This is a genomic window from Candidatus Aminicenantes bacterium, from assembly GCA_011049425.1.
GTDB lineage: Bacteria > Acidobacteriota > Aminicenantia > UBA2199 > UBA2199 > UBA876.
In genome coordinates, this window is record DSBM01000085.1 from 1 (window position 1) to 19,018 (window position 19,018).

Consider the following 19,018-nt stretch of genomic DNA (forward strand, 5'->3'; position numbering starts at 1 on the left):
CTCATCGGAAAACGATGAACCAAATCAGGAGGGGAATGAATCTGAAACAATCGCTTTTCCCTGATTTTCAATGGAAAATGTCGGGAATGGAGTTTTGACCTGTGAAAAATGGGGTGACGCCAGCCTTCCTTCTTGTTGCTTGTCTTGTTTCAATTGCGTACAACGTTTCGGGCGTGTATGACGTTCGGCGAATGCCGAATGTGCCGAATGCCAAGGGCGACAGCCCGCAGCATATACGCCCTGTTATATGTCGTTCTGAGTTGATCCAAACCAACTATTCCTCAATAAAATAATCCGTATCAACGTTATATATTCTGTAGCTTTGCTTTAATGATACACCTAATTCATTCTCTATCATGTAGTTGGCCAATTTATTACCATCTATGAGAATTACTGATACATCAAGATTATCTGCGTATTCCAGTGCTTCTCGTGAGAAAGAAGACATGGTAATAAAAATGCCCTTTTTTGCGCGTTTTCCCTGTAGAGCTCCTACAAATTTCTGTATTTCTGGTCTACCAACACAGTTTCCCCATTTTTTAGCCTGAATATATATTTTATCCAAACCGAGCTTATCTTCTTTGATTATTCCATCTATTCCTTCATCAGATCCCTTTGGAGTAACCTCTCCATTTGCCATTTCTGACCCGCCGTACCCCATTTTTATTAGCAGATCTAGAACAAGTTTTTCAAAGAAATAGGGAGAACAATCTCTGATCTGATTTAGCAGTTGAGAGGATAATTCATTCCTTATTTGCTTGTATCCAATTTCAATCAATTCATCAGGAGTTTTTTCAACAATTTGATTAGTATCATCCAGTTCTGTATCTTTCTCCGGATTACGATTCTTTGAAAAGCTATCAAACTGTTTGAGAAACACAATTGTTATCTTTTCTGGAGGTTTTTCTAAAACCTTTTTGCCTTCCTCTGTAATTGCATATACCGCACGTGCCGGAGATGAAATCAAATCTGCCATTTTTAGATATGCAATTGCCCAAGCTACACGATTATAATAAAGTGGTTGTTTCCCCGATGGTATTTTTTCGTTCTGCTCATCTTCAGAGATATTGAAATGAGAAACCATTTCTTCACGTAATTCTTTTGATGTTTTTTCTTTCCCATCCTGGAACGTCTTCAAGAGAGGAAGCATTATTGTTTGGAAATCTGGAATCATCTTTTTCTCCTATCTCTCAACCAAGAATGACATAAAACTACTCGCTATCACTACTCGGTAGTGATATTTTCACTTTGGGTGAATGTTGGAAAGTTAGACAATAACTGCTCGTGGAAGATGGTATGTCTACCTGTGGTAGATGATAACCCGATAACGGGCAGGTTTTGTCTACCATGACTGAATCAATCGATTGCATCAAGGGGGCTCCTTAAGTTGGCGATGTTTTTGGTCGACACATGCGTATAGATTTCCGTCGTCTTGCTGCTGCCGTGACCGAGGATTTCCTGAATATATCTCAAATCCGTGCCGTGTTCAAGCAGATGGATGGCAAAACTGTGCCGCAAGGTGTGAACCGTTGCCGGCTTTTTGATGCCTGTCTTCTCCAGGGCTGCATGAAATATCTATTGAATGCTTTTTGTCGAGTATTTCCCGCCATCCTGACCCTGAAACAGATACGATTGAGGATTGTACTTTGCTTTATACTCTTTAATGGCCGCAGGCAACTTTTTTAAAAAAAACACCTCAAGACGGTGATGAACAAGTACGGCGCCACCGACCCGGCAGAGTTCTTCGCCGTGGCCGGCGAGACCTTTTTTGAAAACCGCGCCGGCTGCAGCAGCGTCCGGAACGCGCCCTGGATATCTCGCGGCACGCAAAGATGATCCGCGACGCGGCCAAAAGGCGGATCCCTGACATCAATGATTTAACGGATATCGAAAAACGCTACCTTGCCGTCATGAAGAACATCGCCCGGTGCCGCATGGGCCCGGTCCCGAAATTCAGCTGAATCCGGGATCACTTCATGGATTGAAAAGATTTGTGCTGAGGTAGCGATCACCCCTATCCGGCAGGATGGCGACAATCGTTCCCCAACGCAAATCCCGAGCCAGTCGCAGTGCGGCGCAGACAGCGGCCCCGCTCGACATGCCGGCGAAGATGCCTTCCCGCAGGGCCAGGGCCCTGGCGGCATCAAAAGCATCCCGATCATTGACCGTCATTCTCAGGTCAATAAATTCTTTATTGAAAATCTTTGGCACTTCCGATTCTTCCATGTTCTTTAAACCCGGGATGCGATGCCCCTTTTGCGGTTCGACACCGACAATCAGGGTAGTGGGGCTTTGTTCTTTGAAATACTCCGCCACCCCCATGATGGTCCCGCACGAGCCCAGGCCCGCGACAATCGCACGGATCGTTTCGCCGGCCCGGGCAAAAATTTCAGGACCTGTTGTTTCACGGTGGGCGCGGATGTTCTGCGCGTTGGCGAATTGATTCACCAGATAGAAGTTTTCAGGCCGATTTTCGTATATCTCCCGCACCCGGCGAATGGCTCCATCCGTCCCGTCCTCGGCCGGAGTCAATTCCACCTCGGCACCGAACGCCTTGATCATTCCAAGGCGTTCACGGCCGACTCCGGCCGGCATGGCAATTCTTACCCGGTAGCCGCAAGCGGAACCGATCATGGCCAGGGCGATGCCCGTATTCCCGGATGTGGCTTCCAGAATGGTTTGAGACGGATTCAGGCAGCCGGCCCCTTGTGCGGAACGAATCATATAGAGGGCTGCGCGGTCTTTAATTGAACCCCCGGGATTGTTGCCCTCCAATTTGACCAGAACGCGCACCCGGCCGGATTCGCCGTTGAAACGACGCAGGGTCACCAGCGGCGTATTGCCTATGGTTTCTAAAATGTCCATGATGATTGTCTCCCTGTAAACTGCGGATTTCAGCAAGAAAAAAAATGGGATAGGGAGGGTGGATGGGTGTCAGGCGGCGGATTCCGCCCGACAGGGAAACAGACAACGGCCACGAGTCAAAGAGGGATCAATCATGCGTGACGGGCCGTTCATGATGTGTTCATAACAGAATCGGGCCCTGACGTCAAGCCGCTTCCGTCAACAATGTTTGCCGGATTGCGAGATCCGGATACCCCGGCCTCACCTGAACGACATCTCCGCCTCAAAAAATCACAAAGATTACGGGCACCTGTTGACAAATCCGGAAGGATATGCTAGGAGTTGATCATGCTTTTCGATGACGTTCATGCTTGTTCCCGCGCTGAAAGCGTGAATGCTCATACCTCCGCCTTTTATTTCCGCTACTGGGCGGTTCCCTCCGCCCGATAACTACACCTAAACCCATCTACCCTTTTCTCAGGGCGTGATCCATTTATGCGCCGTGAAGATTATTCCGGAGAGGTGCATCTACCATGCATAAGCTTACTATGAAGCCACTGATCAGTACGAATAGAAGCGATGGAATCAATCGTTCCATTCCGGGGGGGCAACTGCCATGAGTCGGGCCAGCCTCTTTTCCCGGGAAGTGGGAGCCCCGCAAAGAACGGAAATTACCATCGGATCCGTGTCCGTGGGGCGGGATTTTCTCTTGATTGCCGGGCCATGCTCGGTGGAAAACGAAAAACAGACCACCGAAACCGCCCGGGAAGTGGCGGCTGCCGGGGCAAACATGTTGCGCGGCGGAGCCTTCAAGCCGCGTACTTCTCCCTATTCCTTTCAGGGTTTGGGAATCAAGGGGTTGCAGATTCTTGCCCGGGCCCGCGAAGAGACCGGGCTTCCCGTGGTAACCGAGGTAATCGATCCGCGCGACGCCGGCTGGGTCAGTGAATACGTCGACATGCTTCAGATCGGCGCCAGGAACATGCAGAATTACTCCCTGCTCCGGGAAGTCGGAAAAATCGGCAAACCGGTACTGCTCAAGCGCGGTATGCAATCGACCCTGGAAGAATGGCTCAACTGCGCCGAATACATACTGGCCGAGGGCAATCCCAACGTCATCCTCTGTGAACGGGGCATCCGTACTTTTGAAAAATTCACGCGCAACACCCTGGACCTGAGCATGGTACCGGCGGTCAAAGAACTTTCTCACCTGCCGGTGATCATTGATCCATCCCACGGCACGGGCAAACGCTCAATGATTGAACCCATGAGCCTGGCCGCCGTGGCGGCCGGCAGTGACGGACTGATGATTGAAGTCCATGTCCATCCGGGCGAAGCCTTAAGTGACGGCGATCAAAGCCTCTATCCTGAACAGTTCGCCCGCCTGGCCGCCAGGATAAGATCTTTAATGCAATTCATGAAAAAAGCGGAACTCGCCGATGAACACTGAAGCATTGCAAATCGACTTCCCCGTGCCTGCCCGCAGCACTTCGATAATCAATTCTGCCGATCCGGGAAGCTTCTTTGCCGGATTGCCCGAAAGAACGGTTTTTATAACCGACCGCCGCGTCAACCACCTGTACGGCCGGTTGCTGCCATCCACATGCCCGCGGCTGGTATTGCCGCCCGGTGAAAAAAGCAAGACGCACAAAACCGTGATGAGGTTGTACCGCGGCCTGGTGCGCCGTCGCATCGACCGCTCTTATCACCTGGTTGGTTTCGGCGGAGGCGTCGTCTGCGACACCGCCGCTTTCGTCGCCGCGACTTACATGCGCGGTATACCTTGCGGACTGGTTCCCACCACCCTGCTGTCCCAGGTCGACGCCGCTCACGGCGGAAAAAACGGAGTCAACTTTATCGGTTTCAAAAACCTGATCGGCACCATCCGCCAACCCACTTTCGTTCTTATCAGTCCGGTATTTCTGAAAACCCTGTCCAACCGTGATCTGGCCTGCGGTTTTTCCGAACTCATTAAAACCGCGGCCGTAGCCGACGCCGAGCTTTTCTCATTCCTGGAAAAAGAACAGTGCTCATTGAAACGCCTTGAAAAAGAAGCCCTGACCCGGGCGGTCATGACTGCCGTGGGCGTAAAAACCGACCTGGTGAAAAAAGACGAATTTGAAAAAGGAATCAGGAAGACACTCAATTTCGGCCACACCCTGGGTCATGCCCTGGAGAGAAGCATCCGTATGGAGCACGGAGCGGCCGTGGCGGTTGGCATGGCCGCGGCGGCGGAAATATCGGAACACCTCGGCCTGTTGTCTGCAAATGAAAAAGAGAGATTGCTGAATGTACTGTCGGCTTTCGATCTGCCATTGCGGATCAACTCAACGCCTGCCGGCCTCTTCCGGGCACTGCGCGCGGACAAAAAGAAAAGTGGATCCCTAATTGACCTGATACTGCTACGAAAAATCGGCCGTGCCGAAATAGTCAGCCTGGATCGTCGCCAGGTGGAGCAATACTACCATGATCTGCACCTGCTTCGGTAAAGGCGATCAACTTCTGCACCCGGGGAGGCTCTCGGGACTGGAGTGCGCGGAAATCAGACTGGATCAGCTCAAGCTCGATGCGGATGCCGTACGCGAACTCTTTTCCCTTCCCCTGCCCACTATCGCCACTTGCCGAATGGGCGCCTTGCCTGCTTCGAAACGGCTCTCCCTGCTGATTGCGGCCGTTGAGTCGGGAGCGGCGTTTGTAGACCTGGACCGCAGCGATGTTCGCACGTTCATACCCGCCCTCGCCCCGGCCATGCGTCGCCGGGATTGCAGACTGATTGTGTCCCATCACGATCACGAGCATACCCCGGGTTTTCACCGGCTGCGCAAGATCGCAATCTCCTGCCTGTATGCCGGTGCAAACCTGGTCAAGATCGCCTGCCGGGTCAATCATCCCTCCGATGCCACACGCCTGATGTCACTTTACAATCTGCGCCATCCGCCACCGTCGAGCCTGCTGGCAATCGGCATGGGTCCTGCGGGAACCTGGACGCGGATTGCAGCCCTGGCGCTCGGGGCGCCCCTTGCCTATGCCGCACCCGATGACGGCAAGGAGACGGCTCCCGGGCAACTGAAGACTTCCACCATGGTTGAATTGCGCCGCATATTGATTTCCGGAGGCTTGGAATGAAGCTTTTCGCCGTGGCCGGCAAACCGGTCTTTCACAGCCTCAGCCCCGAGCTTCACAACCACCTGGCCTCAATTTATGGAAAAGAAATATCCTATACGCGCCTGCGGGTCGAAAACATAAATGAAATACAGTTATTCCTGCAAGCCGGAATATTTTCAGGTTTGAACATCACCGCACCCTGGAAAGAAAAATCCCTGGCCCTTGCCGACTGGATCGATCCGGAGGCTTCGTTTGCGTCCGCAATCAATACACTGCTGTTTGAAGGGTCCCGTAAAAAAGCCTTTAACACCGACATCGACGGTGTTGAAAACAGCCTTGTTTCAGCAGGCATCAGGGTTCGGGAAAGGTCATGCCTGGTTCTTGGTGCCGGCGGCGCCGGACGTGCGGCGATCCGGGCTCTGCAGCGGATGGGCGGCCGCGTCACTATGGCCAACCGCACACACGAACGGGGCCGGGTCGCGGCTGAAAAGCTGGGTTGCCGTCAGGTTCCCTGGACAAAACTGCGGCCCGCCCTGCTGAATAACTCTCTGCTGATCAACGCCACGCCGGCCGCTCAGCCACCTTTTCCGGAATCATGGCTGAATGCGGGAACAACCGTTTTTGATGCCGATTACCGGTTACGCCCCCTGGAAGCCCCGGCTCGAAAACGAAAATGCATATACCTGGCTGGAGATGAGTGGCTTTTTCGCCAGGGGCTGGCCGCTTTTTCCCATTTCCACAAATGCGCGCCGCACGGCGAGGCCTTACAGGCTTTACGCACTGTGTTAAAAAAGCGCAAAAAAAAGAGGACGATTTCCCTGGTCGGCTTCATGGGATGCGGCAAAAGCACCCTGGCTCCCGTGCTGGCGAAACAACTCGGCTATGCCTGCCTGGACGCGGACGCCATCCTGGTGGAACGGACCGGAACATGCATTTCCTCTTTTTTTCGCCGACACGGCGAGCGTGCGTTTCGGAGGCTTGAACGGGAAATCGCCATTGAACTGAGCCGCCGGGAGCACACCGTAATCGCCTGGGGAGGGGGGGTGGTTCTCGACCCGGAATGTCGGTCCCTGCTTCGTCGAAATAGTCATGTGGTATGGCTTTTCCTGCCGACGGAAAACTTTTTGCCGCGCATTTGCGGGGGCAAACGTCCCCTGCTTGGCGGGAACCCGAACGTGGAAACGCTCAGAAAACTATTGGAACAGAGAAATCCGGTTTACGCGCGGAGCGCCGACCTGGTTTTACTCAACGACAAACATCCCGAGGAGGTGGCCCGTGTTATTGCAGATGAAATCGGTCCGTATGTCTGAAATCAACGGCCGGATTGCCGCTCGCCCTTCAAAGAGCGTCATGCAGCGCGTCCTGGCCGCCTCGCTGCTGGCCCCGGGACGCAGCCGCATCCGAAACCCCTCTTTCTGCCGTGATTCCGAGGCGGCCCTTAATGCGGCCCGCACCCTCGGAGCGAAAGTCACGAAAACCCCCGAACTGGTTACGATAGATGGCGGTCTTTCACCCAACCGGCAAGAGATCCACTGCGGAGAAGCCGGCTTGACCCTGAGAATGTTTACTCCCATTGCCGCCCTTTTCGACAAACCCATTAAAATGATCGCCCGCGGCACCCTGAGGCGACGCCCCATGGACGGGATTCAAGAAGTTCTGACTTCCCTGGGATGTTCTTGCACCGTTAACGGAAACCACCCTCCCTTAACCGTGACCGGGCCCATGAGGGGCGGTTGTTGCGAAATCGACGGCAGCCTGACTTCGCAGTTTCTCAGCGGATTGCTGTTCGCCCTGCCCCTGACTCCCGCGGGCGGCTGCATCAGGGTCACCAATCCGCAAAGCCTGCCGTATATCGACCTGACCCTGGAAACGCTGTCGGCTTTCGGCATTCAGGTTGCAAACCAGGACTACCGCCTTTTCCGGGTCCGCCCCAACCAGGTGTATTCACCCGCGGAAGTTGCCGTTGAAGGAGACTGGAGCAGCGCATCCTTTTTCCTGGTGGCCGCGGCCCTGGCCGGCCGGATCGAAATGAGCGGACTGAATCCGGCATCCAGACAGGCCGATAAAGGAATCACGGCGGCTCTGGAGATGTGCGGAGCCCAGGTGAAGTGGACCGGCGGTATTCTCGGAGTAAGAAAATCAAAACTGCGCGGGTTCACCTTCGACGCCACGCAGTCTCCGGACCTCTTCCCCCCCCTGGTTGCCCTGGCCCTCAATTGTTACAGCATTTCGCGGATCAGCGGCGTACGGCGCCTGCGCCACAAGGAATCCGACCGCGGCCGCGTCCTGTTGGAGGAATTCAAACACCTTGGAGCTCGAATGAAAATTGAAAACGACTCGTTGATCATTGAGGGCGGCAAAATTCATGGAGGAGTCGTAAATTCCCGCCACGATCATCGCATTGCCATGGCCGCCGCCTGTGCCGGCCTGAAGACAAAAAAGCCGGTCACCATTGTGGGCTCAGAATGCGTGGCAAAATCGCATCCCGGTTTCTTTTCCGACCTGGCCGCCCTTGGAGGACGGGTCCAGTGAACAGTTTTGGACGAATTTTTCGCATTCACCTGCACGGTGAATCCCACGGTTGGGAAGTGGGCGTAACCATTGACGGCTGCCCGGCCGGCCTGCCCCTGGCTCCAGGCGATTTTCAAACCGATCTCGACCGGAGGCGCAGCGGTATGCCGGGAACCACTGCCAGGCAAGAAGCCGACCTGCCCGAAATCCGCTGCGGGGTTTACAAAAACCGAACCAGCGGCGCACCACTGATGATCTCTTTTCGCAACCGGGATTTCAGAAGCAGCGATTACCTGAACGGACCGAGAGCGCCCCGGCCCGGGCATGCGGATTTCGCCGCAAATGAAAAATTCGCGGGGTGGAACGATCCCCGGGGAGGCGGCATGTTCTCCGGACGCCTCACCCTGGGACTGGTGGCTGCCGGAGTTGTGGCCAAAAAGATCCTGTCTCCCCTGGCAATCCGTGCCGAACTGGTCGCGGTCGCCGGCAGCAGGGATATTCAAAACGCGGTGTCCGCGGTAGAAAAGGCGGGGGACTCTGCGGGCGGACTGCTGGAATGCCGGGCGACCCGGGTTCCAGCGGGTCTGGGTGAACCCTTTTTCGACTCACTCGAATCCCTGATCGCCCACATCGTCTTTGCGATTCCGGGAATCAAGGGCATCGAGTTCGGGGCCGGTTTCGGGTCCGCGGCCATGACCGGCAGCCGATTCAACGACCTCATAGTCAATAAACGCGGGCACACTCAAAGCAACAACAGCGGGGGATGCAACGGGGGAATCAGCAACGGCAACCCGGTTGTTTTCCGCGTGGCCGCCCGGCCCACCGCCAGCATCGCGCGCGGGCAGAATACGTTCAACCCGAACAGCGGCAAACGGGAAGTAATCCACCTGAAAGGCCGCCACGATACCTGTTTCGCCCTGCGCCTGCCGGTTATACTGGAGGCTGTCAGCGCCGTGGTTTTCGCCGACCTGCTCAGCCTTGCGGGAAAAATCACGCCTGTCCGGAGGAAAACATGACCATTGAAAGCAAAACAATCCTGCCGTCCGAAGCGGAATTCAGGAAAGCCGCGAAATCATACAATATCGTACCGGTCAGCCGTGAAATCAGAGCCGATTTTGAGACTCCGCTCTCTATATTTCTCAAGTGCCGGGGCGATTTCCTGTTGGAATCGATCGAAAGGGGAGAGCACGTCGGACGCTACTCCTTCGTTGCCTGCGGCAAAAAAAGCGAAATCGAGTTACGCGGGCGGAGAATCACGATCCGCGAAAAAAACAGTTCTCCGACGACTATCCTGGAGCGGGAAACAACCAATCCCCTGGAGGATATCCGCGCTTACCTGGGTTCACTCAGTTGCCTTGAGTATGAGCATCTGCCGCCCTTTTTTGGCGGGGTGATCGGGTTTCTCGGCTACGAAGCGGCCGCGTATTTCGAAAAAATTCCCATAGCGAAAATTGGACACGATTTTCCGGACGGCTTGCTCGTGATTCCCGAAGTATTGCTGGTTTACGATTCAGTCAAGCGATCGGTATGCATCATTGTACTGGCCGACGGCTTGCCGGAAAAAAAATGCGCTTACCGGAACGCCTGCCGCGTGATCATGGAATACGAAAAACTCCTGGCTGCCCCCATGCCGAATCCCCAGCAAAAAATCATCGGAGAAAAACCACTCATGAAAGCGGAATCCGGTAAAGAAAAATTTATTGGTGGCGTTGAGACCTGCCGGGAACTGATCCGGAAAGGCGAAATCATCCAGGTTGTTTTATCGCAAGGTTTCAGCGCCCGCGTTGAAGGAGATCCTTTCCCGATTTACCAGGCTTTACGAGCCGGTAACCCCTCGCCGTACCTTTTCTATCTCGATTTCGGCTGCTTAATCCTGATCGGTTCATCTCCCGAGATGCTGGTGAAAGTAGAGGGCCGTGAGGTGTTGACCAAACCGATAGCCGGCACGCGGCCGCGCGGAAAAACCATTTCCGATGACAACGAACTGGCCCGCGAACTCCTTGACGACCCCAAAGAACGTGCCGAGCATTTAATGCTGGTGGATCTGGCCCGCAACGACCTGGGCCGGGTCGCCGTCGCCGGCAGTATCGAAGTGGTTGATTTCATGAGTGTGGAACGTTATTCGCACGTCATGCACCTGGTTTCCACGGTCAGGGCGGAACTGGAGGCTGATCGTGATGTTTTTGACCTGATCACCGCCGCGTTCCCCGCGGGCACGCTCAGTGGAGCCCCAAAAATCAGGGCCATGGAGATCATCAGTGAAATCGAGGGCCGACAACGCGGCCCGTACGGCGGCATGGTTTTTTACCTTGGATTCAACGGCAATCTGGACTCCTGCATCACTATCCGCACCATCGTCATCAAGGATCAGCAGGCCATGATCCGAGCGGGAGCCGGTATAGTTCTGGCATCCGATCCGGGTCATGAGTACCGGGAAACCCTGGACAAGGCGGCCGCTCTTTTCCAGGCAATCGCATCCGCCCATGATCAGGGAGGGAATTAGAATGGTACTCTTGATCGACAACTACGATTCATTCACCTACAACATTTATCAATACCTGCGCCAATTGGGGCACGACGTGCAGGTGCGCCGTAACAACGCCGTGAGTACGGCGGAAATCACAGAGAGCCTGAAGCCCGATCAGATCATCCTGTCTCCCGGCCCCGGCGGACCGGAAAGCGCGGGAATCTGCCTCGAGATCATCCGCAGCCTGCAAGGCCGCATCCCGATACTGGGGGTTTGCCTCGGGCACCAGTGTATCGGCGCCGCATTTGGCGCCGAAATCGTGCCGGCCGCGGATATCTGCCACGGCCGGGAAAGCCTGGTTTACCACGACGGTAATGGGGTTTTTCGTGGCCTGAAAAACCCGTTCCGGGCTATCCGGTATCATTCCCTGGCCATTGACCGCGGAAGTCTTTCCACGGAAATGGAGGTAACGGCCTGGACCGAGGATGATGAAATCATGGGCGTGCGCCATAAAACCTACTCGGTCGAAGGAGTTCAATTTCACCCGGAATCGATCGGGACTGAACAGGGACTTGAAATTCTGGCTAATTTTGTTGAATCCCGCCCGCGCCCGAGTCGCATTCAGGAGGCGCTTGCCAGGGTTTGCGGGCGCATGGACCTGGAATGCGGCGAAGCCGAGGAAGTGATGGCGGAAATCGCCGACGGCAAAGCCACGACCGCGCAGATTGCCGGCCTGTTGACCGCCATGCACCTTAAAGGCGAGTCGGTCAGTGAAATCACCGGATTCGCGCGCGCCATGCGCCGCCGGGTAATCCCCGTCAACGGCCCGGAAAATACTCCGCTTCTCGATACCTGCGGCACTGGCGGCGACGGCAAAGGCACCTTCAACATTTCCACATGCGCCGCCTTTGTCGCCGCCGGCGCCGGAGCCCGCGTGGCCAAGCACGGCAATCGTTCCATCACATCCCGTTGCGGCAGCGCCGATGTACTCGAAGCCCTGGGCGTCAATATCACGGCTCCGACCGAAGTGATGGAAAAGTGCCTGCGGGAGATCGGTTTGGCCTTCCTCTTCGCACCCCGCCTGCATCCGGCCATGAAAAACGCCGTCCCCGCGCGCCTGGAGATCGGGGTCAAGAGCATATTCAACATACTTGGTCCGTTGGTCAACCCGGCCGCGGCCTCCCGGCAGTTAATCGGGGTCAACCGGGCGGCGCAAATGGATCGAATGGCCGCCGCAGTGGTCCGTCTGGGCACGGAAAGAACCATGCTTGTCCAGGGACAAGACGGCCTTGACGAAATCTCTTTGTGCGGTGCCACTCAAGTGGTGGAAATCCGCGATCATTGGACGTGTTCATACGCAATCCGTCCACAGGACCTTGGGCTGGCCCCCTGTCGCCCGGAAGAACTCCATGGAGGGAACCTCAAAACCAACGCTGAAATTGTCCTGGCCGTCCTGGACGGCCGCAAGGGCCCGCACCGGGACGCGGTGTTGTTGAACGCGGCCGCGGCCATCTATTTATATGACCTGGTTCCCGACCTGAATAGCGGAGTAAGAGCGGCGGCCGCGGCCATCGACGGCGGCGCGGCCCGAAACAAGTTGGAAGACCTGGTCCGTTGCTCAAATGCCTGAAATGGAAAACCTGCTCAAAACCATTTGCAACCGTATCCTTGATGAAGAAGGTCATCTTTTCGACCTCTTTGACCCGGACGAGTTCAATCCGGCAAAGCGCCGGCCGCCCAGGCCGGTACCGGCCGGGCCCGGTTCAGAATTCCTGTTCATTTGCGAAATCAAGCGCGCGTCGCCAGTGAAAGGCAGACTGTGCGCCAACTTTGAACCGGGAAAGCTGGCTCGTCAATACGAGCGTGCCGGGGCCGGAGCGATCTCGGTCATCACGGAAAAAAACTTTTTTCGTGGTTCGGTTGAGCACCTGCTGCCGGTTCGCCGACAGACCAACCTGCCACTGTTGCGCAAGGATTTCCTGATCCATCCCCAACAGGTTTACTCATCCTACAACCTCGGCGCCGACTTCATCCTTTTAATAGCCGCCTGCCTGGGTGATGATCAGTTAAAGGAAATGGTCGCGGCTGCCCGGCTCCTCAACCTGTCCGTGATGATCGAAATCCACCCGGCTTCGGAATTGGAACGCGTGCTGTCCGTCAATCCTGATTTGTTGGCGATCAACAACCGCAATTTAGACGACTTCTCGGTGGATTCGCGTCATTCCCTCGCCATCAAGCCCCTGGTTCCTGAAGAAATCCCGGTTATCAGCGCCTCGGGGATCAATTCCGCCGCACAGATTCGTGAACTGAAAGCGGCGGGATTTGCGGGCGCCCTGATCGGAGAACACCTTGTGCGCAGTTCCGAGCCCGAAAAAACCTTGAGGCGATTGATCCATGACTAAAATCAAAGTCTGCGGCCTCACCCGCGCGGAAGATGTCGCCCTTGCCGTTGAACTGGGAGCGGATTTCATCGGGTTCATTTTCTGCCCGGACTCGCCGCGTTGCATCCATCCCCAAAATGTCGCCGCGCTGCTTCAGGCGATTCCTGCGCCCAATGTCTGCCGCGTCGGCGTTTTCGTTGACCAAAACCCCGAAACCGTCCGGGAAATCGCAAACCTTTGCCGTCTCGACCTGGTGCAGTTGCATGGCCGGGAAACACCGCTGTACTGTCGCGAACTCGGACTGCCGCACTGGAAAGCCCTGCGCCCGAGAAGCCCGGGCGAGCTTTCGCTCCTCTCTCAATACCCCGACCAGGTCATCCTGTTGGACACCTGGCACCCGAGGCAAAAGGGTGGCACCGGCCGCCCCCCGGACACGGCAATTCTGCAAGCAGCCCTCAAAAGCGGCAGGCGGATCGTAATCGCCGGTGGGGTGGGAACCGCGAACCTGCCTCAGCTGCTGAACATGAGTCCCTGGGCCCTGGATGTCAACAGCGCGTTGGAACACTATCCCGGAGTAAAGGATCACGAAGCCATGCAGGGTTTTTTCCGCATGCGGCGGGAGCATTCCCAAAGCACAAAGAGGCAACATGAAACCAAAAAAAATTAAACGTTTTTACGGAGTTTATGGCGGACGCTACGTACCCGAAATGCTCATTCCGGCCCTCGAAGAACTTGAATCCGCCTTTCTCTATTGGCAAAAACAGAAATCCTTTCGCTCTGAATTGGACTCTTTATTGCGCAATTACGCCGGTCGTCCGACTCCGCTCTACTATGCGGAAAACCTGACCCGGGAAACCGGGGGCGGCGAAATTCACCTGAAGCTTGAGGGGCTTGCCCACACCGGGGCCCACAAAATCAACAATGTCCTCGGTCAGGCCCTGCTGGCGGTAAAAATGGGCAAAAAACATTTGATCGCCGAAACCGGTGCGGGTCAGCACGGCCTGGCCACCGCATCGGCAGCGGCCCGTTTCGGAATGCGGTGCCGCGTCTTCATGGGCAAAGTTGACATCGCGCGCCAGCACCCGAACGTGTTCTTCATGCAACGCCTGGGCGCCGAAGTAATCGCGGTCAACGACGGCGGCGGAACCCTTAAAAACGCGGTTAACGCGGCCATCAGGGACTGGACGGAGAACCTTTCCGACGGTTATTACCTGGTCGGTTCGGCCCTGGGCCCCCATCCCTATCCCGCCCTGGTAAAAAACTTCCAGTCAATCATCGGCCGCGAAGTGAAAAGCCGGTTGCAATCCAGCCGCGGGCGGCGTCCGGACCTGCTCGTCGCCTGTGTTGGTGGAGGTTCGAACGCCATCGGCTTGTTTGCGCCCTTTCTCAAGCACAACCGGGTCCGGTTCCTGGCCGCCGAAGCCGGGGGCGACGGCAACGGGGCCGGGCGCCACGCCGCGCGCTTCAGCCGGGAAGGTCGAGTCGGTATTGCTCAGGGCTACAAGTCAAGATTCCTTCAAGACGCTGATGGACAGATTTTGCCGACACATTCAATCAGCGCCGGCCTCGATTACGCGGGTATCGGCCCGGAACTGGCTGCCTGGGTGGAAAGGGGGCGGATCGAAGTTACCCGTGTTTCCGACTCGGAGGCGTTGGCGGCGTTCGAGAAGCTTTGTCGCCTGGAAGGCATCATCCCGGCTCTGGAGTCAGCCCATGCCGTCCATGCCGGCATTTCCGCGGCCGCTTCCCTGCCGAAGCGGGCGATCGTAGTCATTAATATCTCCGGCCGGGGAGAGAAAGACCTGTTTATTACCGCCGGGGCCCTTGACCGGGAAAAATGGCGCGCTTTTCTTTTGCGGGAGGCGATGGATGGTTAATGCAATTGATCAGGCGTTTCAAAAACGGCGCCGCACCCTGTTGATGACCCACGTAGTGGCCGGCTATCCGAGCCTGGCCGGCAGCGCCGAACTTGTGGTTGCCATGGCCGCCGCGGGCGCTGATATGGTGGAAATTCAGATTCCCTTTTCCGATCCCCTGGCGGACGGCCCCACCATCATGGCCGCCAATCAAGTCGCCCTGAAAAACGGAACCCGTCCCGAAGACGTCTTCTGTATGGTTGAAGAGCTGAAAAGCCATGTCAAATCGCCATTGCTGCTGATGACATACGCCAATATCCCCTTTCGCCTGGGCTGGCATAAATTCGCGTCCAGCTGCAAACGATGCGGAGCCGCGGGTGCAATTGTTCCCGATTTGCCCTATGATGAAAAGGGAAACGGTCTGCGGTCGGCGATGCGTCGACGCGGTCTTCACTTTATCGAAGTCGTTTCGCCGGGCATCAGTTCCGCCCGACTTGCCGTTATCACAGCCGGGGCTTCGGGTTTTCTTTACCTCACCCTGCGGATCGGTGTCACCGGAGCCGTACCGGGCCTGGAAAACCGCGGAACCCACTTTCTTGAACAGCTCAAATCGTTCTGCCGATTGCCTCTGGCCACCGGATTCGGTATTTCTACCTTCGCTCACCTGGCCGCCCTTAAAGACAAGAGCGATGCGCTCGTTATCGGCAGCCGGCTGATTGACCTGCACCGCGAGCAGGGAACCGCAGCCGTGGTCCGATTCGTTGGCGAATGCCGATCACGACTGGAAACTGTTTGAACATGAAAGACAGACCGATCCCGGAAGGAATTCTTTTCGGAAACACTCAAACGGCCTGGATACAACCCGAAGGGTATGGTATAATCAGATTCATCATGAACAGGAAATCTGCGCTGACCAGCGTTTCGCTTCGCCGCGACTATTATTATACCTTTACGCGGCGGGGCGCCTAGGTTTCCTGCGAATCATCCCCCGGTAAGGAAACCCAAGATGCTCCAAAAGCGATCAAGGACAATTCTATTTCTCTACCTCCACAAGGCCGGCAGTCCCTGCCTGGCGGGGGGGAGTACCGGCAAGAGAGGTGGCGCATGCATTTAAAGCAAATCCGTAGTGAAATTGACTGGATCGACGTCCGGATTCTGAAACTGCTGCGGGAACGTTTGGAAATGGCCTTGCTGACCCGCGCCTTTAAGCAGGATGTCATTGACAATGAACGCGAACGAGAGATTTTTGAAAGATTACGCCGATTCTCCGCAGGATTGCTTAGCCCTGATTACCTGGAAGAGATCTTTAAACGGATCGTAAGCGAAAGCCGCCGGCTTGAAGAGAAAGAGTTCACCCTGATCGGGTTTCAGGGAGAACACGGAGCCTACAGCGAAATGGCCGCCCGCCGGCTCTATCCCGATGCGGTAACCATACCGGTATCGGGGTTCTCCGACTTGTTTTCCATGGTCGATTCGGAAAGTTGTGACCTGGCCCTGGTCCCGGTTGAAAATTCCAGCGAGGGCGCGATCGGAGAGGTACATGACCTGCTGCTGGAATATGATCTCTTCATCAGGGCGGAGATACTGTTTCCCATTCACCATCAATTACTGGCACTGCCGGGTGTCCAGCCCCGGGAAATCAAGGTGGTTTATTCCCACCCCCAGGCACTTGGTCAATGCCGCAACTTCATTCGCCGCCTGGGGCTGACGGAACGCCCCCATTACGATACCGCCGGTGCCGCCCGCCGGCTGCTGGAAAACCAGTGGCGGGAAGCAGCGGTGATCGCGGGCGAGCTATGCTCCGAGTTGTATGGCTTGGAAATCCTGATCAGGGACGTGGAGGACGAAGCAACCAACCGCACCCGCTTCCTTGCGCTCAGCAAAAATTTCATGGCACCAGGTAACGAAAAGCAGAAAACCTCGATCATACTTGCCACGCCCCACAAATCCGGCTCCCTCATGGCGGTATTGCAAATCTTCGCCCGGGCCGGATTGAACCTGACCCGGCTGGAATCGCGCCCGTTACGGAACAACCCCGGCGGATACCTCTTCTTTATCGATTTTCAAGGCGGCATGGATACAGAAGCGGTGGCCCGATCGTTATCCAAAGTCAGGGAGAAAGCCCTTTTCTACAAATTTCTCGGAAGTTATCCGGAGGCCTGAGATGAAAATCGCCATTATCGGACTTGGAGGTATGGGCTCATGGCTCGCCAGAGAAATGCTGGCCACGGGTCACGAAATTGCGGCATTCGATATTCGTCCCCATGTCGAATTTCCCGCCGGAGCCAGACGACTTGAACAACTAAGAGAAATCAGGCAGTACCGTCCGGATATGCTGATCAACGCGGTTACCATTCACCAAACCGTACCGGTGTTTCAAAAGCTTTCTCTTTTTCTTCCCCATGACTGTATGCTGGTCGACATCACCTCGATCAAGGACGCGCCGGCCGCTTATTACCGGGGCTGTAAACGGCCTTTTGCTTCGATTCATCCCATGTTTGGGCCCGTCTCGGCAAGCGCTCGCACCCTTTCCGGCGAAAGCATGATCATTATCAATGAGTCCTGCCCGGCCGGGAAGCATTTCTTTCACACCTTCGGCTCCGCCCGCGGACTGCATTGCAGGGAAATGAGTTTCGAGGAACACGATCACATGATGGCGCATTCTCTTACCTTGCCTTTCGCCACTTCCCTGGCCTTTGCCGCCTGCATGGACGGCGGAGAAGTGCCGGGAACGACTTTCGCCCGTCACCGGGAACTGGCCCGGACTCTGCTCCGGGAAGACGATGACCTGCTGGTTGAAATCCTTTTCAACCGGTATTCACTGGATCAGATCGACAGCGTCTGCGGCCGGCTTCGTTTTCTGCGCCAGGTTATCGCAGCCGGTGACCATGGAGAGGCGGAAGGTTTCATTGCCCGCTTGCGTGAGAACACGGGTGTCACGGCCCGCTCCGCTTCGGGATCCAGTCTCCCGCGGAATCCGGCATACCGTCGCCCCGGATACCCTGGGGGTTGACCACGAATCCTTATTCCGACTGGTTATACTGGAATGTACCCAACAAGATACCGATGAGGTCTTCACTGAAAATGTTGTCCAGCTTGGTCTCCGATGATTTGATTTTGACCGGATTATCTTCAAAACAACGAAACCCCAAGCAGATGCGGAAAAGCCCGGCTCCGGAAAGAGTTCCGCTCCGCCGTTGATGTGATTGAACAGGGCTTCCGGGCCGAAGGTCAGGAGCGGGTCGGGAAAAGAGTTCTGGTCAGCCGCCTTTCCCGAGCGGTTTCTTGATACGGGCGGCCAGGGCACCGGGGAGAATCACCACGGCGAAGACCGCGCCGGGGCCCAGGACGGGCATGATGCTGGACATCATGCCGCTACCCTTCAGGACAAAAGCAACACCCAATATGACGGCGCCCCACACAATCGCATTGGCGATAATGAACGGACCCAGGACCTTGTCCCCGATTGTCGGGCTTTTTTCTTTTGTCATTCTTCCCTCCTGTTTGATTACCGGTACGCAAATGAGGGAGCAATGGTTCAGAATCTCCCGGCTCGCTTGAACAGGGATGAGTCTGTCGTACCTGTCCCGCCGGCAGCCTCACTGCCGGGACGACTCACCTGGATGGGAATTGGGTCGAAACCGGGCCACTCAAAGGCTTTGACCGCGGCGTTGAGCGGCAGGGCGAACATGTATTCGCGTTAAAATTTACCTAACCCATTAAAGCAGAGATTGCTTTAAAGCGAGATTGTTTTTTTGGATCTATTACGTTTTGTGTGGGTAAATACACATTGGTAATTGGTAAGCGGTTGTGAGTATGAGTACCCGCAGGGCATAAAGCATAAGCGAACGCAA

Annotated in this window: 17 protein-coding genes and 2 pseudogenes; 15 read left to right on the forward strand and 4 right to left on the reverse strand. The window is 55.7% G+C overall.

The window, feature by feature from the left end:
* Window positions 1-274 precede the first annotated feature (274 nt).
* Together ENN40_05740 and ENN40_05745 are read right to left on the reverse strand one after the other, a co-directional pair.
* Complete coding sequence (locus tag ENN40_05740) at window positions 275-1,150, reverse strand: restriction endonuclease (protein ID HDP94846.1); 876 nt, start codon at window positions 1,148-1,150, stop codon at window positions 275-277.
* 206 nt (window positions 1,151-1,356) lie between these two features.
* Window positions 1,357-1,695: pseudogene (locus ENN40_05745) on the reverse strand (hypothetical protein).
* Between ENN40_05745 and ENN40_05750 the strand changes: the two are divergent.
* Window positions 1,696-1,836: pseudogene (locus tag ENN40_05750) on the forward strand (hypothetical protein).
* 138 nt (window positions 1,837-1,974) lie between these two features.
* On the opposite strand, the gene ENN40_05755 reads toward ENN40_05750, so the two are convergent.
* Window positions 1,975-2,865 carry a PLP-dependent cysteine synthase family protein gene (locus ENN40_05755; GenBank protein HDP94847.1) on the reverse strand — a complete coding sequence of 297 codons (891 nt, stop codon included), beginning with the start codon at window positions 2,863-2,865 and terminating at the stop codon, window positions 1,975-1,977.
* A 595-nt stretch (window positions 2,866-3,460) separates the two neighbouring features.
* Between ENN40_05755 and aroF the strand changes: the two genes are divergently transcribed.
* The 14 genes from aroF to ENN40_05825 all read left to right on the forward strand — a co-directional run bounded on the left by aroF (window position 3,461) and on the right by ENN40_05825 (window position 18,177).
* Window positions 3,461-4,294: a 3-deoxy-7-phosphoheptulonate synthase gene (gene aroF / locus ENN40_05760; protein ID HDP94848.1), complete on the forward strand. Its 834-nt coding sequence runs from the start codon at window positions 3,461-3,463 to the stop codon at window positions 4,292-4,294.
* Window positions 4,284-5,333: a 3-dehydroquinate synthase gene (gene aroB, locus ENN40_05765; GenBank protein ID HDP94849.1), complete on the forward strand. Its 1,050-nt coding sequence runs from the start codon at window positions 4,284-4,286 to the stop codon at window positions 5,331-5,333. Before aroF ends, aroB begins: the two co-directional genes overlap by 11 nt.
* Window positions 5,311-5,970: a type I 3-dehydroquinate dehydratase gene (locus ENN40_05770; GenBank protein ID HDP94850.1), complete on the forward strand. Its 660-nt coding sequence runs from the start codon at window positions 5,311-5,313 to the stop codon at window positions 5,968-5,970. The genes aroB and ENN40_05770 overlap by 23 nt, the downstream gene beginning before the upstream one ends.
* Window positions 5,967-7,259, forward strand: a complete 1,293-nt coding sequence (locus ENN40_05775; GenBank protein ID HDP94851.1) for a hypothetical protein — start codon at window positions 5,967-5,969, stop codon at window positions 7,257-7,259. The genes ENN40_05770 and ENN40_05775 overlap by 4 nt, the downstream gene beginning before the upstream one ends.
* The gene (aroA, locus tag ENN40_05780; protein HDP94852.1) at window positions 7,225-8,481 is read left to right on the forward strand and encodes a 3-phosphoshikimate 1-carboxyvinyltransferase; all 1,257 of its coding nucleotides are present in this window, start codon (window positions 7,225-7,227) and stop codon (window positions 8,479-8,481) included. Before ENN40_05775 ends, aroA begins: the two co-directional genes overlap by 35 nt.
* Window positions 8,478-9,476: a chorismate synthase gene (locus tag ENN40_05785; protein ID HDP94853.1), complete on the forward strand. Its 999-nt coding sequence runs from the start codon at window positions 8,478-8,480 to the stop codon at window positions 9,474-9,476. Before aroA ends, ENN40_05785 begins: the two co-directional genes overlap by 4 nt.
* Window positions 9,473-10,963, forward strand: a complete 1,491-nt coding sequence (locus ENN40_05790; protein ID HDP94854.1) for an anthranilate synthase component I family protein — start codon at window positions 9,473-9,475, stop codon at window positions 10,961-10,963. The genes ENN40_05785 and ENN40_05790 overlap by 4 nt, the downstream gene beginning before the upstream one ends.
* A gap of 1 nt (window position 10,964) precedes the next feature.
* A complete protein-coding gene (locus ENN40_05795; protein ID HDP94855.1) occupies window positions 10,965-12,557 on the forward strand; it encodes a bifunctional anthranilate synthase component II/anthranilate phosphoribosyltransferase in 1,593 nt (530 codons plus the stop codon).
* Window positions 12,550-13,329: an indole-3-glycerol-phosphate synthase gene (locus ENN40_05800; protein ID HDP94856.1), complete on the forward strand. Its 780-nt coding sequence runs from the start codon at window positions 12,550-12,552 to the stop codon at window positions 13,327-13,329. The genes ENN40_05795 and ENN40_05800 overlap by 8 nt, the downstream gene beginning before the upstream one ends.
* Window positions 13,322-13,975, forward strand: a complete 654-nt coding sequence (locus ENN40_05805) for a phosphoribosylanthranilate isomerase (GenBank protein HDP94857.1) — start codon at window positions 13,322-13,324, stop codon at window positions 13,973-13,975. The genes ENN40_05800 and ENN40_05805 overlap by 8 nt, the downstream gene beginning before the upstream one ends.
* Window positions 13,956-15,185 (forward strand): tryptophan synthase subunit beta, encoded by a 1,230-nt coding sequence (trpB, locus tag ENN40_05810; GenBank protein HDP94858.1) that lies wholly within the window; start codon window positions 13,956-13,958, stop codon window positions 15,183-15,185. Before ENN40_05805 ends, trpB begins: the two co-directional genes overlap by 20 nt.
* Window positions 15,178-15,960, forward strand: a complete 783-nt coding sequence (locus ENN40_05815; protein HDP94859.1) for a tryptophan synthase subunit alpha — start codon at window positions 15,178-15,180, stop codon at window positions 15,958-15,960. The genes trpB and ENN40_05815 overlap by 8 nt, the downstream gene beginning before the upstream one ends.
* A gap of 308 nt (window positions 15,961-16,268) precedes the next feature.
* Entirely contained in the window at window positions 16,269-17,327 is a 1,059-nt protein-coding gene (gene pheA / locus ENN40_05820; GenBank protein ID HDP94860.1) for a prephenate dehydratase, read from the forward strand.
* A gap of 1 nt (window position 17,328) precedes the next feature.
* Entirely contained in the window at window positions 17,329-18,177 is an 849-nt protein-coding gene (locus ENN40_05825; protein HDP94861.1) for a prephenate dehydrogenase, read from the forward strand.
* Window positions 18,178-18,424: 247 nt separating this feature from the next.
* On the opposite strand, the gene ENN40_05830 is transcribed toward ENN40_05825, so the two are convergent.
* Window positions 18,425-18,655 (reverse strand): hypothetical protein, encoded by a 231-nt coding sequence (locus tag ENN40_05830; GenBank protein ID HDP94862.1) that lies wholly within the window; start codon window positions 18,653-18,655, stop codon window positions 18,425-18,427.
* Window positions 18,656-19,018: the final 363 nt, after the last annotated feature.

Bases quoted from the DNA above. Each gene is read 5' to 3' on its own strand.
- ENN40_05755 (HDP94847.1), bottom strand. From the start codon at position 2,865: ATGGACATTTTAGAAACCATAGGCAATACGCCGCTGGTGACCCTGCGT.
- ENN40_05825 (HDP94861.1), top strand. From the start codon at position 17,329: ATGAAAATCGCCATTATCGGACTTGGAGGTATGGGCTCATGGCTCGCC.
- ENN40_05740 (HDP94846.1), bottom strand. From the start codon at position 1,150: ATGCTTCCTCTCTTGAAGACGTTCCAGGATGGGAAAGAAAAAACATCA.
- ENN40_05805 (HDP94857.1), top strand. From the start codon at position 13,322: ATGACTAAAATCAAAGTCTGCGGCCTCACCCGCGCGGAAGATGTCGCC.
- ENN40_05775 (HDP94851.1), top strand. From the start codon at position 5,967: ATGAAGCTTTTCGCCGTGGCCGGCAAACCGGTCTTTCACAGCCTCAGC.
- ENN40_05815 (HDP94859.1), top strand. From the start codon at position 15,178: ATGGTTAATGCAATTGATCAGGCGTTTCAAAAACGGCGCCGCACCCTG.
- ENN40_05795 (HDP94855.1), top strand. From the start codon at position 10,965: ATGGTACTCTTGATCGACAACTACGATTCATTCACCTACAACATTTAT.
- aroB (HDP94849.1), top strand. From the start codon at position 4,284: ATGAACACTGAAGCATTGCAAATCGACTTCCCCGTGCCTGCCCGCAGC.
- trpB (HDP94858.1), top strand. From the start codon at position 13,956: ATGAAACCAAAAAAAATTAAACGTTTTTACGGAGTTTATGGCGGACGC.
- aroF (HDP94848.1), top strand. From the start codon at position 3,461: ATGAGTCGGGCCAGCCTCTTTTCCCGGGAAGTGGGAGCCCCGCAAAGA.
- ENN40_05830 (HDP94862.1), bottom strand. From the start codon at position 18,655: ATGACAAAAGAAAAAAGCCCGACAATCGGGGACAAGGTCCTGGGTCCG.
- ENN40_05770 (HDP94850.1), top strand. From the start codon at position 5,311: ATGATCTGCACCTGCTTCGGTAAAGGCGATCAACTTCTGCACCCGGGG.
- ENN40_05800 (HDP94856.1), top strand. From the start codon at position 12,550: ATGCCTGAAATGGAAAACCTGCTCAAAACCATTTGCAACCGTATCCTT.
- ENN40_05790 (HDP94854.1), top strand. From the start codon at position 9,473: ATGACCATTGAAAGCAAAACAATCCTGCCGTCCGAAGCGGAATTCAGG.
- pheA (HDP94860.1), top strand. From the start codon at position 16,269: ATGCATTTAAAGCAAATCCGTAGTGAAATTGACTGGATCGACGTCCGG.